General features: G+C 73.6%; 13 protein-coding genes. 5 read left to right on the top strand and 8 right to left on the bottom strand.

Annotation, left to right across the window (positions count from 1 at the left end; all coding sequences use genetic code 11):
- Positions 1-25: 25 nt before the first annotated feature.
- The 4 genes from J2X60_RS12145 to J2X60_RS12130 all read right to left on the bottom strand — a co-directional run bounded on the left by J2X60_RS12145 (position 26) and on the right by J2X60_RS12130 (position 4,236).
- Positions 26-1,213: a nitrate ABC transporter substrate-binding protein gene (locus J2X60_RS12145; protein ID WP_070416834.1), complete on the bottom strand. Its 1,188-nt coding sequence runs from the start codon at positions 1,211-1,213 to the stop codon at positions 26-28.
- Between the two features lie 65 nt (positions 1,214-1,278).
- Positions 1,279-2,148: an ABC transporter permease gene (locus J2X60_RS12140; protein WP_071295296.1), complete on the bottom strand. Its 870-nt coding sequence runs from the start codon at positions 2,146-2,148 to the stop codon at positions 1,279-1,281.
- Positions 2,148-2,915: an ABC transporter ATP-binding protein gene (locus J2X60_RS12135; protein ID WP_309887774.1), complete on the bottom strand. Its 768-nt coding sequence runs from the start codon at positions 2,913-2,915 to the stop codon at positions 2,148-2,150. Before J2X60_RS12135 ends, J2X60_RS12140 begins: the two co-directional genes overlap by 1 nt.
- Positions 2,916-2,952: 37 nt before the next feature.
- Positions 2,953-4,236: an amidohydrolase family protein gene (locus tag J2X60_RS12130; RefSeq protein ID WP_309887771.1), complete on the bottom strand. Its 1,284-nt coding sequence runs from the start codon at positions 4,234-4,236 to the stop codon at positions 2,953-2,955.
- Between the two features lie 187 nt (positions 4,237-4,423).
- Here J2X60_RS12130 and J2X60_RS12125 point away from each other — a divergent pair, with 187 nt between their 5' ends.
- Together J2X60_RS12125 and J2X60_RS12120 are read left to right on the top strand one after the other, a co-directional pair.
- Positions 4,424-5,041 carry an XRE family transcriptional regulator gene (locus tag J2X60_RS12125; protein WP_261645714.1) on the top strand — a complete coding sequence of 206 codons (618 nt, stop codon included), beginning with the start codon at positions 4,424-4,426 and terminating at the stop codon, positions 5,039-5,041.
- Entirely contained in the window at positions 5,038-5,991 is a 954-nt protein-coding gene (locus J2X60_RS12120; protein WP_309887767.1) for a PDR/VanB family oxidoreductase, read from the top strand. Before J2X60_RS12125 ends, J2X60_RS12120 begins: the two co-directional genes overlap by 4 nt.
- A 9-nt stretch (positions 5,992-6,000) precedes the next feature.
- On the opposite strand, the gene J2X60_RS12115 is transcribed toward J2X60_RS12120, so the two are convergent.
- The gene (locus J2X60_RS12115; protein WP_309887765.1) at positions 6,001-7,398 is read right to left on the bottom strand and encodes an amidohydrolase family protein; all 1,398 of its coding nucleotides are present in this window, start codon (positions 7,396-7,398) and stop codon (positions 6,001-6,003) included.
- Positions 7,399-7,567: 169 nt separating this feature from the next.
- On the opposite strand from J2X60_RS12115, the gene J2X60_RS12110 reads away from it, so the two are divergent.
- Positions 7,568-8,866: an amidohydrolase family protein gene (locus tag J2X60_RS12110; RefSeq protein ID WP_309887763.1), complete on the top strand. Its 1,299-nt coding sequence runs from the start codon at positions 7,568-7,570 to the stop codon at positions 8,864-8,866.
- Positions 8,867-8,886: 20 nt separating this feature from the next.
- On the opposite strand, the gene J2X60_RS12105 is transcribed toward J2X60_RS12110, so the two are convergent.
- The 3 genes from J2X60_RS12105 to J2X60_RS12095 are packed head-to-tail and all read right to left on the bottom strand — an operon-like array spanning position 8,887 to position 13,471.
- Positions 8,887-9,879 carry an XdhC family protein gene (locus J2X60_RS12105; protein ID WP_309780409.1) on the bottom strand — a complete coding sequence of 331 codons (993 nt, stop codon included), beginning with the start codon at positions 9,877-9,879 and terminating at the stop codon, positions 8,887-8,889.
- Positions 9,879-12,656 carry a molybdopterin cofactor-binding domain-containing protein gene (locus J2X60_RS12100; protein WP_309887761.1) on the bottom strand — a complete coding sequence of 926 codons (2,778 nt, stop codon included), beginning with the start codon at positions 12,654-12,656 and terminating at the stop codon, positions 9,879-9,881. The genes J2X60_RS12105 and J2X60_RS12100 overlap by 1 nt, the downstream gene beginning before the upstream one ends.
- A complete protein-coding gene (locus tag J2X60_RS12095) occupies positions 12,653-13,471 on the bottom strand; it encodes an FAD binding domain-containing protein (protein ID WP_309778761.1) in 819 nt (272 codons plus the stop codon). Before J2X60_RS12095 ends, J2X60_RS12100 begins: the two co-directional genes overlap by 4 nt.
- Positions 13,472-13,755: 284 nt before the next feature.
- On the opposite strand from J2X60_RS12095, the gene pucL reads away from it, so the two are divergent.
- Together pucL and J2X60_RS12085 are read left to right on the top strand one after the other, a co-directional pair.
- A complete protein-coding gene (pucL, locus tag J2X60_RS12090) occupies positions 13,756-14,700 on the top strand; it encodes a factor-independent urate hydroxylase (protein WP_309887758.1) in 945 nt (314 codons plus the stop codon).
- Positions 14,697-15,272, top strand: a complete 576-nt coding sequence (locus J2X60_RS12085) for an NTP transferase domain-containing protein (protein WP_309887756.1) — start codon at positions 14,697-14,699, stop codon at positions 15,270-15,272. Before pucL ends, J2X60_RS12085 begins: the two co-directional genes overlap by 4 nt.
- Positions 15,273-15,295: the final 23 nt, after the last annotated feature.

The following is a 15,295-nucleotide window of genomic DNA, read 5'->3' as shown; positions in this document are numbered from 1 at the left end:
CCCGTTCGACGGGAGCCGACCGGTGTCAGGAACCCAGACCGATGGACTTGTCGAGGAACTCGTTCGTGTACAGGTCGGAGGGCTTCAGGCCGCTCTTGACGTCACCGGTGCCGGCGAAGACGGGCGTCGCCTTGGCGATGAAGTCCTGCATGCGCTGTTCGTCCATCGACCCGATGTAGCCGTCGGTGTCCTTCGCCAGGCCGAGCTTCACCATCTGGGCCGCGGCGAACGCGCCGACCTTCGAGTCGTAGGTCCAGCCGTTGTTGTACTGCTGCACGAGCTTCGTGATGAGGTCGTTCGTGGCGCCCGGGGACTTCAGGTAGTCCACGTCGGCCTGCTGCATGACCGGCACGAGCTTCTGCAGGCACGGCTCGAGCTTCTTCAGGTCACCGGTACGGACCGACATCGCCTCGGGGTAGGGGTTCCACCCCGTGCTCGAGACGAGCGCGTAGTCGACCTTCTTGCCCCAGGCCGCGACCTGGTTCTGGTAGATGTACGGCTCGGCGGTCGCGAAGCCCTGCTGGGCGTCCTTGCCGCCCGCGGACACGAACTTCGACGGGGTGCCGTCGTAGCTGCCGTCGAGGACCTTCTTCGGCAGGATCCCGGACTGCTCCAGGTAGGTCATGTACGCGGCACCGTTGAAGTAGCGGACGACGCCGCCGTCCTTCTCGAGTGCCTTGCCGAGGCTCTTGATGCTGTCGACCTCCGGGTACGTCTTCGGGTCCCACATGATCGACATCGGGGACTGATCGTTCTCGGCGAACACGGCCGTGGTGGGCAGGTTGCCGGAGAACTGCACCTGCTCGTCCGTGGACATGTACCCGAGGGTGATGTCCTTGTCCTGGTACATCTGCGACGCGACCTTGGTGTAGCCGATGGCCGGGCCGCCAGCACGGATCTCGAGCTTGACGCCGGTGCTCTTGCCGTTGGCGTATAGGTCGCCGGTGACGGTCTTGCCGGAGGAGTCGATCACCGGGTTCGGGCCGAGCATCTGGTAGAGGTGGCCGTGCTCGCCCTCGGGGTTCCAGTCGGTCTGGACGACGACGGTCGCGGGGCACGCGCCGGCGAGGTCGACCTTCGGCCCGGAGGCGGTCGACGAGGTCGCGGCGGTCGTCCCGGTGCTGCCGGACGACCCCGCCGCGCAGCCGGTGAGGGCGATGGCGGTGGCGGCGAGGGCGGCGGTTGCGACGCCGAGGCGGGAGGTGGTGCGCATGGAGGCTCCGTTCGTGGTGCGGGTCTCGTGGTGCTGTGGTGGGAAAGGGTGTGGGTTCTGGGGGGTCAGCTGAAGTCGTGCCAGCGGCCGACGGCCAGGCGGCCGATCAGGCCGAACACGAGGAAGACGGCGACGCCGTAGAGCGAGGCGATCAGGATGGTCGCGTACAGCTCGGGGCCCATCAGGCGCGATGCGGTCACCTGGATGAGGACACCGAGCCCGGGGTTGCCGCGCTGGAAGAACTGGTCGCCGACGATCGCCCCGATGACGCTCAGCCCGGCGGAGGTGCGCAGGCCGACGAAGATCGACGGCAGCGCGGCCGGGAACTGCAGCTTGACGAGCTGGGCGAACCGGCCGGCACGCTGCAGCTGGAACAGCTCACGCTGCGCGCGGTCGGCGGACTGCAGTCCGAACAGCGTGTTCGACACCATCGGGAACAGCGCGATCATCACGGTGACGATCACGCGGCTGACGAACTCGTAGCCGAACAGGGCGCCGATGAGCGGCACGAGGGCGAGGATCGGCACGCACTGCAGCACCACGGCGTACGGGTACAGCGAGTTCTCGAGCCACTTCGCCTGCGCCATCGCCATCGCCCAGACGACACCGATCACGATCGCGAAGCCGAGGCCGGTGAGCGAGACGACGGTGGTGCGTCCGAGGGCGGACCAGAGGTCGGAGCCGAACGTGGACGGCGACCCGTCCGGCATCGTCGGCGCGACGATCGCCTTCGCCACGAGGTGCGGGTACGGCACGAGGAAGGCCAGGCCCCGGACGTGGTCGTAGTACGCGGCCGCGGCGTACCAGATGCCGACGAGCACGGCGAGGACGACGACGGGCTGCCACCACGCGATGCCGCGGCGGGCCCGAGGAGCGGCGCGACGGGCGGCGGCCCGGACCGCGCGGGTCTCGGCGGCCTCCTGCAGGGTGACCATCAGCGGTGTCCTTCCCGGAGCGCGTGCGAGACCTCGCCGACCAGTTCGGCGAACTCGGGTGTGAAGCGGATGTCGGGGTCGCGGGGCATCGGGAACGGCACGTCGAACCGGCCGACGATGCTGCCGGGGCGCCCGGACATCACGATCACCTCGGTGGAGAGGTACACGGCCTCGGACACGGAGTGCGTGATGAAGAGCCCGGCGAACTGCTGCTCGACGAAGAGCCGGAGGAGCTCGTCGTTGAGGCGCTCGCGGGTGATCTCGTCGAGGGCACCGAACGGCTCGTCGAACAGGAAGAGCTCCGGGTCGAGGGTGAGCGACCGGGCGAGCGAGACCCGCATCCGCATGCCGCCGGACAGCTGCTTCGGCAGGTTCGTCTCGAAGCCGTTCAGGCCGACGAGCTCGATGGCGTGGGCGGCCTTGGCAGCTCGCTTGGCCTTCGGCACGTGTCCGAGCTCGGCGAGCAGCTCGACGTTGCCCTGCACGGTGCGCCAGGGCAGGAGCGTGGCGTCCTGGAAGACGTAGCCGATGCGGTCGGCCGCGACACCGGCCGACCCGTCCGACGCGGTCTCGAGGCCGGAGGCGATGCGGAGCAGCGTGGACTTGCCGCAGCCGGACGGGCCGACGACCGAGACGAACTGGCCGCGGTCCACGGTGAGGTCGACGCCCTGCAGGGCGATGGTGCCGTTCGGGAAGGTCATCTCGACGTTGCGGAAGTCGAGCAGCGTGTCCGTCGTGGCGACGGGTGGCGGGGCGGTGGTGGTCACGATCACCTCGGGTTCTCGGTGCGGGCGGGCGGAGGGGTCAGGCGGGGACGGCGGCCGCGGCTGCGGACGGCGCGGCGACGGTCCGTCGCACCTCGGTGCGGGCGACGAGTCGCCCGCGGGACAGGACGATGCGGTCGGCGGGGGCGTTCGCGACGGCGTCGGTGACGCTCGTCGCGGCCACGGCGAGCAGGTCGGCGCGACGCCCGGGGACGGGACCGGCGGCCGGGAGGCCCATCACGCTCCGGGCGGTGTCGCTCACCATCGCGTACGCCTGGTCCGGCGTCACGTGGCCGGCGGAGACGAGCAGCGATGCGGTCTCGAAGGCGTCGCTCCGGCCGACCGGGTTGAAGGGGTCGCGGACGTTGTCCGCGCCGGCGGCGACGCGGACGCCGGCGTCGAGGAGCGCCTGGATGGCGGTCAGTCCCCGCGGTGTGGCGACCGGGTACTGCCAACCCTGCAGGTACAGGTTCGTGATCGGGAGCGTGATCACCCCGAGGTCGGCTGCGGCGACGTCGGCGACCACCTCGGCGAGCCGCTCCGGCCCCAGGGTGCCGAGCCGGACGCAGTGCCCGGCGGAGTACTGCCGGTCCCGTCGCAGCGAGCGGGATGCCCGGGCGTAGTGGTCGAGGGTCACCGGGCCGTCGAGGCTCTCGTCGGCGTGCAGGTCGACGCCGAGGCCCCGTCGGTGGGCGATGGCGAGGAGTCGGTCGACGTCCGCGAGGGGGTCCTCGGCGAGGTGCGGGGCGCCGCCGACCAGGTCCACGCCGAGGTCGAGCACCGCCTCGACGTGCTCGTCGGGGGCGAGCGGGCCGGCGAGGGCGACGAGCTCGATGTCCATCAGGCCGGCGAGTTCGTCGCGGACCTGCACGAGGGCACGGGCGCCGCGCACGGCCTGCTCCGTGGTGGCGGGCCGGTCCGCCGCGCTGTGTCGACCGCTGAGGACGTCGACGTGGCTCCGGACGGCCGTGGTGCCGGCGGCGAGCAGGGTGAGGGCGGCGGTCCGGGCCCGGTCGGCGATGTCCTCGACGGTCATGGTCGTCGCGTGCGCGGTCCACGAGGCGATCGCGGCACCGAGGTCGCCGAGCGGCGGCCGGATGACGTCGGCGCTGAGGGCCTTGTCGAGGTGGGCGTGCGGTTCTGCCGGTGCGGTCAGGAGCAGCCGGCCGCCGAGGTCGATCGTCTCCTCCGCCGGCGCCGCGAGGGTGCCGGCCGGGGCCACGGTGGAGACGGTCTCGCCGTCGATCGCGACGTCGACCGACCGGCCGTCCGGCAGCAGCGCGGAGCGCAGGAGGGCGATCGGGCGGGGCACTGACGAGTCCATCCGGAGCCTCTCGATCGTGTGTGAGAATGTTGATCGCATCAACATCTCCGATGCTAGGGCGGCAGTGTTTCCCTCTCGTTTCGAGGCGGTTGCCGTGTGTGACGCCCGCCCCGACGGGACCGGGAGCGGGAACGAGCGTTCCGACAAACCGGTCGGGACGGCCTCACCGAGGACGAGAGGAGTGCGCGTGAGCACCGGCACCACCACCGAGACCGACCGCGTCGTCGACGACCAGACCCAGCGGATCGGTGAGCACATCCGTGCCCGTCGACGCGCCGCACGACTGACGCTCGTCCAGGTCGCCGAACTGACCGGGCTGTCGCACCCGTTCCTCAGCCAGGTCGAGCGCGGGCACTCCCGCGCCAGCATGGTGTCCCTCGAGAAGATCGCCGCGGCGCTCGGCACGACCCAGGTCGAACTGCTCGCCGCCGGTGCCCCCGAGCGACCGGAGCACGAGGTCCGCCTGCCCGAGGTCATCCGTGCCGGCGAGGGCGCCCGCGGACCGTTCTCGAGCGGCGAGGCCCGGCTGCTCGTGCACGCCGGCCCGCACGCGTTCGAGCCGCTGGAGTGGGTCGGCGACAACACGGACCTCGGCGAGTACTTCGAGCACCACGAGGACGAGTTCCTCACCGTGCTCGCCGGCCGCGTGCACCTCGACCTGCGCGGACGGGAACCGCTCGACCTCGGGCCCGGCGACTCGGCGTACTACCGCGGCGGCACCGGCCACCGGTGGTGCAGCGCGGACGGCACCCGCTTCCACATGATCGTGGTCAAGGAGACCCCGCGCGCCGGAGCGATCGCGTGAGCGCCGTGCCGGAGCGTCGGCGGCTGCGCGTCGCCGCCCGCCAGCAGGTCGCCACGGACGTCGTCGCACTCGACCTGGCCCCGGTCGACGGTCCAGCACTGCCGGACTGGGAACCCGGGGCGCACGTCGACCTCGAGGTCTCCCCCGGGACCGAGCGCCAGTACTCGCTCGTCACGACGACGGCCGACGGGCACTGGCGCATCGCCGTGCTCCGCGAGCCCGACGGCCGCGGCGGATCGGTCGCCGTGCACGAGGGGCTGGCGGTCGGCGACGAGGTCGTGGTGGCCGGGCCGCGGAACCACTTCGGCCACGACCCGGCGCGCTCCGCGGTCTTCGTCGCCGGGGGCATCGGGATCACGCCGATCCGGTCGATGATCGCCGCCGCCGAACGCGCCGGCTCCCCGTGGGAGCTCCACTACGCGGGGCGGTCCCGCGACCGCATGGCGTTCGTGCACGAGCTCGTCGCCGCGCACCCCGACCGGGTCGTCGTGGCGGCGGCCGACGAGGGCGTCCGGCTCGACGTCGACGCGCTCCTCGCCGCACCGCGCGACGCGGTCGTGTACTGCTGCGGGCCGCGCGGGCTCATGGACGCGGTCGAGGCCGCCGCCGAGCACTGGCCGGCGGGCAGCGTCCGCGTCGAGCGCTTCGAGCCCGCCGCGGACGTCGACGCCCCCGGCGAGGCCTTCGAGGTCGAGCTCACGGTCACCGGCGTCACCGTGACGGTGCCAGCCGACCGGACCCTGCTCGAGGTCGCGGAGGACGCCGGCGCCTTCGTGCTCTCGTCCTGCCGGGAGGGCACGTGCGGCACCTGCGAGACCCCCGTGCTCGAGGGCGAGGTCGAGCACCGGGACACCGTGCTCAGCCCCGAGGAGCAGGCCGACGACCGCACCATGATGGTCTGCGTGTCCCGCGCCCGGCGCGGCTGCCCGCGACTGGTCCTCGAACTCTGACCGGACGGACTACGGACGCTCGGTGCCGTCGAGCGGGCCGCCGGTGAGCGCGGACAGGCGCTCCAGGCCCGCTTCGGCCACGAGCTGTCGAGCGAGCGGACGCGCCCGTTCGACCGCCTCACGCACGTCCACCCGGGTGACGTCACCGTCCGCGACGCTCAGCTCGCCGTCCACCCAGACGTCGCGGACCTCGCGGCTGCCGGCGACGAAGACCACCGCCTGGTAGGGGTCGTGGACGTTCGCGAGGGTCGGGGAGTCGCCGTCGAGGACGACCAGGTCCGCGCGCTTGCCCGGCTCCAGCGAGCCGATCTCGTCCTCCATGCGCAGGGCACGGGCGCCGCCGATCGTCCCCATCTCGAAGGCCTCGCGGGCGCTCATCGCGGTGGCCTGCAGGTCCCGCACCCGAGCGAGCAGCGCGGCCGTCTTCATCGCCTGCAGGAAGTCCTGGGAGTCGTTCGACGCCGGGCCGTCGACCCCGATGCCCACCGGGACGCCGAGCGCACGGAGTTCCGCGATCGGGGCGATGCCGCTGGCGAGGATCCCGTTCGCGACCGGGTTGTGGGCCACGCCGACGCCGTGGGCCGCGTACCGCTCCCGGTCCTCGCGGTCCACCCAGACGCTGTGCGCGGCGATCACCGGGACCTGGAACATGCCCGTCGCCTCGGCGTGCCCGATGGCCGTCCGTCCGGTGCGCTGCCGGGCCGCGGTGACCTCCTCGCGCACCTCGTGGAAGTGCACGTGCACGCCGTGGCCGCCGGCGACCGCGTAGTCGACGTGCTCCTGCCAGGTGTCGTCCGTGTACCGCCCGATCGACGAGACGCCGACCCGGAACGTGCTGTACCGGCTGGCGGCGGCGGCCTCGCGCAGGGCCTCGAACTCCTCCAGGATGGGCGTCGCGCCGAAGTCGCGGTCGACGTCGCCGGAGCCGAACGACACGACCCCGCGCAGCCCGAGGTCCTCGAGCGCCTGCACCACGCCGGGTGTCGCCGGTTCGTCCGGCACCGGGTCGGCGCAGAACATGTCGTTCGCCGTCGTCACCCCGCTCCGGAGCAGCTGGATGCCCTGCAGCACCGTGCCCGCGTACGCCTTGTCCCGGGTCATCACCGGGTTGACGCGCCCGATCAACGCCGTGAGCCACTCCCACAGCGTGTACTGCGAACCGATCCCGGTGATGAGCCCCTCGCTGAAGTGGCCGTGGGTGTTCACGAAGCCGGGCGTGACGATGTCGTACGCACCGCCGCGCACCGGCGCGTCCGGGTGGGCCGCGGCGAGGTCGGCGTACGTGCCGACCGCGGCGATCCGGTCGCCGTCGAGGAGCACGGCTCCGTCGCGGATCGCGGCGGGCGTGGCAGCGCCGTCGGGTGCTGCGGTGAGCACCCATCCGGCGCGGATCAGGGTCTGCGTCATGGGGCGAACCTACGGTCCGCGTGTTCCCCGGGTGTTTCCGCCCGGTTACCCCGCGGTGCCGACCCACGGTCCTGGAACGCCGGGACCGAGCAGCGACGCCGTCCGTGCGCACCCCGTCCGTGCGCACCCCGTCACGGCCCGGAAACAGGGGACTGCTAGAAACACCACCATGCTGACCGTCACCGGTGCCCTCCGCGTCCTCGTCGACCCCCGGACCGAACGGGAGGGCGACGTCGTCGTCGACGACGGCAGCGGCCTCGCCACCACCCTCGACGCGTCCGGGTGCGTCGTCACGGCCGGCCTCGTCAACGCGCACCACCACCTCCTCCAGACCGCGTTCCGCACCCTGCCCGGGACCCGCGGCGTGCCGATGGCGGACTGGCTCCCGACCATGGCCGCGGCGTACGGACGGGTGGGGCACGACCCCGAACTGTACGCACTGGCGGCGTCCGCCGGAGCCGCGGAGGGCCTCCTGTCCGGCGTCACGACGATCGCCGACCACCACCTGAACTGGCCCGCGAAGGCGACCACGGACGACACCGTCGCGCTCGCCGCGGCCACCGTGGGCGCGGTCCGCGGCCTCGGCGGTCGGGTCGTCTTCGTCCGCGGCTCGGCACGGGACGACCCGGACCGCGCGGCGGCCTCGGCGGACGCGATCGCGTCACGACTGCTGCACGACGACGCCGTCGGCGGCGTGGACCCGGACGGCGGGCTCCAGGTCGCCGTCGGTCCGGCCGGCGTGCACTCCGACGGCGAGGCGACCTTCCGCGCGCTCGGCGAGGTGGCGGCGCGACACGGACTCCGCCGGCGGACCCAGGCCAACGAACAGGTCGACACCGCGATCGCGCTCGAGCGCTACGGCCGTCGTCCGCTCGACCTGCTCGAGGAATGGGGGTGGCTCGCGCCGGACGTCACGATCGCGCACCTCTGCGACGTCACCGACGACGAGATCGCCCGGCTCGCGGCAGCGGGCGTCACCGCCACGCACGCACCCGGGTGCGACGTGCCGATGGGCTGGGGCATCGCTCCCGTCGCACGGCTCGCCGCGGCCGGGGTCCCGGTCGGCCTCGGCACGAGCGGCGGCGGCAGCAACGATGCCGGACACCTGCTCGCGGACGCCCGGCTCGCCATGCAGGTGTCGGCGCTCGTCGGGCCTCAGCTGCCGGCGCGGCACGTGCTCGGCGCGGCGACGGAGGGTTCCGCGGCGGGGCTCGGGCGCCCGGAGCTCGGGCACCTCGGCGCCGGGAGCGCGGGCGACCTGTGCGTGTGGGACGTCTCCGGGGTGGCGGACGCGGGAGTCGCCGACCCCGTCGCGGGACTCCTCTGGGCCGCCCCCGGGCGGCGGCCCCGACACGTCGTCGTGGGTGGGCGCGTGGTGGTGCGCGACGGGGAGCTCGTCGCGGCGGACGAGCGGGAGATCGCCGCGCGGCTCGCCGAACGACTGGCCCGGACACCCGCCGTCGCCTGACCCGATCGTGCGCCGCCGGCTCAGCTCGCGGACACCGCCCGGCGGTGGATGGGACCGGCGCCGTCGACGAGCGCACCGCCGCCGGCGCCCGTCCGGACCGCGATCACCTCGGCCATGATCGCGACCGCCATCTCCGCCGGCGTCGTCGCACCGATGTCGAGCCCGATCGGGGACCGCAGCCGGTCGGTGTCCGGCGTCCCGAGCGCCCGCAGCTCCGCCATCCGACGTGCGTTCGTCGTGCGGGAGCCCATCGCCCCGACGTACCCGGCACCCCGTCGGAGCGCCGAGTCGACCACGGCGGCGTCGAACCGGTCGTCGTGCGAGAGCACCACGACGGCGGTGGTCGCGTCCACCGGCAACGCCTCGACCACACGCGTCGGCCAGCCCACGATGCGTTCGTCGGCGGCCGGGAAGCGCTCGTCGGTCAGGAACACCGGCCGCGGGTCGACGACCGTCACGGCGTAGCCGAGCACCGCCGCCGTGTTCGTCAGGGCCACGGCGAACTCCACCGCGCCCACCACGATGCACCGCGGCCGCACGTCGGCCCGCTCCACGAAGAGCCGGCCGCCGCAGCCGTCGGGGACGTGCACGACCGCGCCGAGCGTCGCCGGGTCGAGCGAGAGGCCGAGCGACGTCGGCACCCCGGACGCCGCGCGCCGGAGCGCGTCCACGACGTCGACGTCGTCGGGACTGACGCGACGGACCAGGACCTCGACGCGACCGCCGCAGCGGAGCGCGGGTGCCCACATCGCGTCGACGTCGTCCGGGTCGTCGTCGAACCCGAAGCGTTCGAGCACCGCCTCGCCGGTCTCGAGGACCTGTTCCGCCGTGTCGAACAGCGCACCCTCGACGCACCCGCCGGAGATGGTGCCGACGACCTGACCGCCGGGCAGGACGGCCATCGACGAGCCGACGCCGGTCGGCGCGCTGCCCGTCATCGCGACGGCCGTCGCGACGACCACGGGGTCCCCCGCGTCGAGGGCGGCCAGGAGGCGCGGTGCCAGTTCGAACATCACGCACCCCCGTCGTCGGTCGCGTCCTGGAGCATCGCCCAGACCCGGTCGCGCGTCATCGGCAGCCGGTGGGGGCGGACGCCGACGGCGTCGCGCACCGCGTTCGCGACGGCCGGCGCGACCGGGTTGTACGGCGCCTCGCTCATCGACTTCGCGCCGAGGGGGCCGAGCGGGTCGTGCGTGTCGGCGAAGCGCACCTCGGTGCGGGGCACGTCGGAGATCTTCGGCACCCGGTACGCCCGGAACGCGTCGGTCGTCACCCGACCGGTCTCGTCCAGCACGACCTCCTCGTACAGCGCCGAGCCGATCGCCTGCGCGGCGCCGCCCTCCACCTGGCCGCGGAGCTGTTCCGGGTTCAGGACGGTGCCGGCGTCCACCGCCTGCACGCTGTGCAGCACGCGGACCTCACCCGTCGGCCGGTGCACCGCCACCCGGGCGCCGTGCACGGTGAACGCGAGCGACCGTGGCGTGCCGTCGTGGCTGCCGTGCGCGACGAGCGGGCCGTCGGCGAGCAACTCGGCGTGCCCGACGAGCTCCTCCCCGACGCGGACGCCGTCCGGCCCGATCGAGACCGCCGGCCCGAGCGGACCCGACGCGGTCCGGGGCGTCCGGGCGGCGACGATCCCGAGGGCACGCCCGGTCATGTCCTCCCGCAGTGCCTGCGCCGCGGCGTACAGCGCCTTGCCGGCGACGACGACCCCGGCGGACCCGAACGCCCCGGTGTCGTGCCGGGCGGCGTCGGTGTCCGACTGGTGCACGTCGACCCGGTCCGTGGTGGTGCCGAGGGCGGTGGCGACGAGCTGCGTGTGCACCGTCGTCGTCCCGTTGCCGAACTCGGCCGTGCCGACGCCGATGCGGTACCGGCCCTCCGCCGTGGCCTCGACCGACACGTGCGCGTGGTGCCCACGCGGCGGCATCGTGGCGATCGCCGCGAGGGCGACCCCGGTGCCGAACGCCCAGTCGCCCGAGTCGTCCAGCGGCGGACCGTCCATCCGGGGGACCTCGGGCACCGGTGCGCGGAGGGCGTCCGCCACCAGGTCGATGCACTGGTCGAGTCCGTAGCTGCCCTCCCAGCGCAGGTCGTCCTGCTCGTCCGGGTCCGTGACCACCAGGGGGTCTCCGGGGACCACGACGTTCCGCCGCCGCAGGTCGAGCGGGTCGATGCGGAGCTCCCGGGCGAGCTCGTCCATGGCGGACTCGATCGCGAAGACGACCTGGCCGAGCCCGTACCCGCGGAACGCCCCGGACGGCAGGTTGTTCGTGTACACGGACTCCGCGTCCACACGCTTCGACGGGCACCGGTAGACGGCGACGGACTCGCTGACGGAATGGAACATGACACCGATCCCGTGGTTGCCGTACGCGCCGGTGTCCATGGTCTGGTCGACGTGCAGTGCCGTCAGGTGCCCCTCAGCGTCGGCACTGAGCCGGACCCGCACGCGCATCGGGTGCCGGGTCGGGGCGATCGTGAACTCGTCTCGCCGACTGAACTCGTACTGCACCGCGCGACCGGTCCGCAGCACCGCGAGGGTGACCAGGTCCTCGGTCAGCAACTCCTGCTTCCCGCCGAACCCACCGCCGACGCGCTTCGCGATGACACGGACTCGGCTCGGGTCGAGGCCGAACACGTGCGCGATCTCGTCCCGCACCAGGAACGGGACCTGCGTCGCGGTCCGGAGCACGAGCCGCCCGTCCCGGTCGACGGACCCGCGGGTCGCGTGGGTCTCGAGCGCGGCGTGCGAGACTCGGCCCGTCGTCCAGGTGCCCTCGACGGTGGCCGCGGCCGTCGCCAGGGCTCCGTCGACGTCGCCCGTCTCGCCGTGCAGGGCGGCGACCACGTTGCGGCCCGGCTCGGCGATCCGGTGCTCCTCGGTCGTCTTGTCGCCGTGCAGGAGCGGAGCACCGGCGGCACGGGCCGCGTCCGGGTCGTGCACGCTCGGCAGCACCTCGTAGCGCACCCGCACGAGGGCGCAGGCCTGCTCGGCGATCCGGACGCTGTCCGCGACGACGGCGGCCACGCGCTGCCCACGGAAACGGAGCACCCGGTCGAGCACCCGGGTGTCGTCCGGGTCGTCCAGGCGGGACTCGTGCCGACCGGTGGAGAACAGCACGCCGGGGTCGTCGTGGTGGGTGAGGACGGCGTGCACACCCGGGAGGGCTTCGGCCTCCGCCGTGTCGATCGACACGATGCGGGCGTGCGGGTGCGGGCTGCCGAGGACCGCGAGGTGCAGCAGCCCCTCGGTCCGCCGCACGTCGAGCGTGTACTCCTCGCGTCCGGTCACGATCGCCATCGCGGCCGGAGCGGCGACCGACGTGCCGATCGCCTGACCGGCCGCCGCGCACGCCGTGTTCGCGACGCCGTCCAGGGCGTCCTCGATCGCCCGGTACCCGGTGCACCGGCAGAGGTTGCCCTTCAACGCGCGGTGCCGGTCAGCAAGCGCGTCCTCGTCGAGCGTGGAGGCCGTGACGACGTACCCGGCGGTGCAGAAGCCGCACTGGAAGCCCGGCGCCTCGGCGAACGCGCGCTGCACGGGGTGCGGGTCCTCCGGCGTGCCGAGCCCGGCCGCCGTGGTGACGGCACGCCCCGCCATCCGGTGCGCCGGCGTGATGCAGGAGTGGACCGGCACACCGTCGACGAGCACCGAGCACGCACCGCAGTCGCCCGCGTCGCAGCCCTTCTTCACGGACGTCACCCCGTGCTCGCGGAGCAGGGTGCGGAGGACCTGACCGGGCTGCGGTTCGGCGTCCACCGTCACGCCGTCGACCTCGAACCTCATGCCGCACCGCCCGTCGTCCCGAGCGCCTCGGCGACGAGCTCCGCCGCGAACCGCCGGCTCACCGCGCGCCGCCAGTCCGGGGATCCGTGCGGGTCGTCGTACCAGGCGTCGTGTGCCTCGAGCCGTGCGTCGACCTCCGCGGCGGTCGGGACCCCGGCGTGACGGAGCACGAGTGGCCGCGGGGTCGCCCCGGTCACGACGAGGACGAAGCCCGACGCCGACCACCGCGCCGTGACGAGTGCACCGGTCCGGCCGTGCGGGCTGAGGGACACCCGGCGGAACCCGGTGCGTGCCACGAGGGCCGCTCGTGGCACGTCGAACGCCCGGATGACCTCACCCGGCGCGAGGTCGGTCGTCCGCGGCCCGGTGACCAGGTCCGCCACCGGAACCCGGCGCTCCCCGCCGTCCGGCGTCCAGACCTCCGCGATCGCGTCGAGCGTCACGAGCAGCGCGGTGATCGCCCCAGCCGGCAGGGCGACCGCGACGTTGCCGCCGACCGTCGCCTGGTTCCACACCTTGAACGACGCCAGCAACGCGTTGGCACACCGGTCGACGAGCGGCCAGGCACGCCAGTCGTCCTCGGGCGCCACGCGCAGCAGCGACGCGATCGTGCACGTCGCGGCGATCCGGAGCCCTCCGGCGCTGCGCTCGGTGTCGCGCCACCCCAGCGCAGTGAGGTCGACGAGCCCGGTCAGGCCCGGCTGCTCCTCCGAGTACAGCCAGGTGCCACCGGCGAGGGGATGCTCACCGGGACCGAAGGAGAGGTCGTCGCGGTGCGACGGTGTCCGCACGGTGCGGACGGAGACGAGGTCCATTGCAGGGTCCGATCGGGATGGTGGGACGGGTGTCGGTGGCGCCGTCGGACCGTCGTCCGTGCGCGATCATCCCGCGGTTCCACGCCGAGGACCGCCGGGGTGCGGATGTGTGCGCCACGGGGCCCTCCTCGATCGGGTGCGTCGTGGCGGCAACGCTATGGAACGGGTGTTTCCGTGTGGTTACGGGCGTTCGACGGCTGCGTCACGACCGGGCCGTGGCCGCTGACGGAGCTCGTGACCTGTTCGACCCACCGCCGAAACACGCGGGTGTCATCGTCGCCTCCATGGAGATCACCGACGTCCAGCCAGTCCCCACCACCACGACCGTCCACCTCGGTGCGAACCAGTACGGCAAGGCCGAGGTCCGGCTCGTCCGGGTGACGCGCGACACCGACCGGCACGAGATCGAGGACCTGACCGTCACGACGCAGTTGCGCGGTGCGGCGCTCGCCGACTCGTACACCGAGGGCGACAACGCCAAGGTCGTCGCCACGGACACGCAGAAGAACACGGTCTACGCCTTCGCGAAGGAGCACGGGGTGGGCACGCCGGAGGAGTTCCTCCTGCGACTCGGCCGGCACTTCAGCACCGCCTTCGACTGGTACGACGGCTCCACCCTGTCCGCCGAGCAGTACACGTGGGAGCGGATCGTCGTCGACGGCCGGGAGCACGACCACTCGTTCGTCCGGGCCGGCCGCGGAACCCGCACGGCCGTGGTGCAGGTCGACGGCGACGACGTGCACGTGCTCGCCGGGGTCACCGACCTGACGGTCCTGAAGTCGACGGGCAGCGAGTTCCACGGGTTCCCGCGCGACGGGTACACGACGCTCGCCGAGACCGACGACCGGATCCTCGCGACCTCGGTGACGGCCCGCTGGCGCTACACGCCCGAGGCGGTGGCGGCGGGCATCGACTACGACGCCGTGTACGCGGGCGTCCTCGACCGGATGCTCGCGACCTTCGCCGAGCTGCACTCTCTGGCGCTGCAGCAGACCCTGTTCGCGATGGGCCGCTCGGCGATCGAGGCGTTCCCGGAGATCGCCGAGGTGCGGTTCTCGATGCCGAACAAGCACCACTTCCTGGTCGACCTCGCACCGTTCGGCCTGGACAACCCCGGCGAGGTGTTCTTCGCCGCCGACCGGCCCTACGGCCTCATCTCCGGCACCGTCGTGCGCGACGGCGTCGCCGAGGCCCCAGCCGCGTGGACGTCGGTGCCGGCGTTCGTGTGACCGACGTGGTGGGCGTGCTGCTCGCCGCCGGTGCGGGGACGCGGATGGGGCGGCCGAAGGCGCTGGTCGCCGAGCCGGACGGCACCCCCTGGCTGCACCTCGGCGTCGACGCGCTCCTGGTGGGCGGCTGCGACCGGGTCGTCGTCGTCCTCGGCGCCGCCGCCAACCGGGCGCGGGCGCTCGTGCCCGCCGTGGACGGGGTCACCGTCGTCGTCGCGGACGACTGGGCAGCGGGTCCGGGCGCGTCGCTCGCCGTCGGGCTCGCGGCCGTCACCGGTCCGGCGACGGCGTGCGTCTCCCTCGTCGACCTGCCCGGCCTCCCCGCGTCGGCCGTCCGGCGGGTGATCGGCGGCGGTGGCCACCCGACGGCGCTCCGCCGTGCGGTCCACCACGGCGTACCGGGACACCCGGTGGTCGTCGGCTCGGAGCACCGCGCCGCGCTGGTCGCCGCGCTGTCCCACGATCCCGCGCACGGCGCCGGGCCGTGGCTCGCGTCGTCGGGCGCGGAACCCGTCGAGTGCGGCGACCTGTGGGACGGTCACGACCAGGACCACCCCGCCGTCCCGCACTGAACCCGGGACCGGCAGGAGGCTGA

It is taken from the genome of Curtobacterium sp. 320, assembly GCF_031455235.1.
Taxonomy (GTDB): domain Bacteria; phylum Actinomycetota; class Actinomycetes; order Actinomycetales; family Microbacteriaceae; genus Curtobacterium.
Note: the sequence above shows the minus strand (reverse complement) of the source record. Positions and strands in the feature narration are given on the sequence as shown.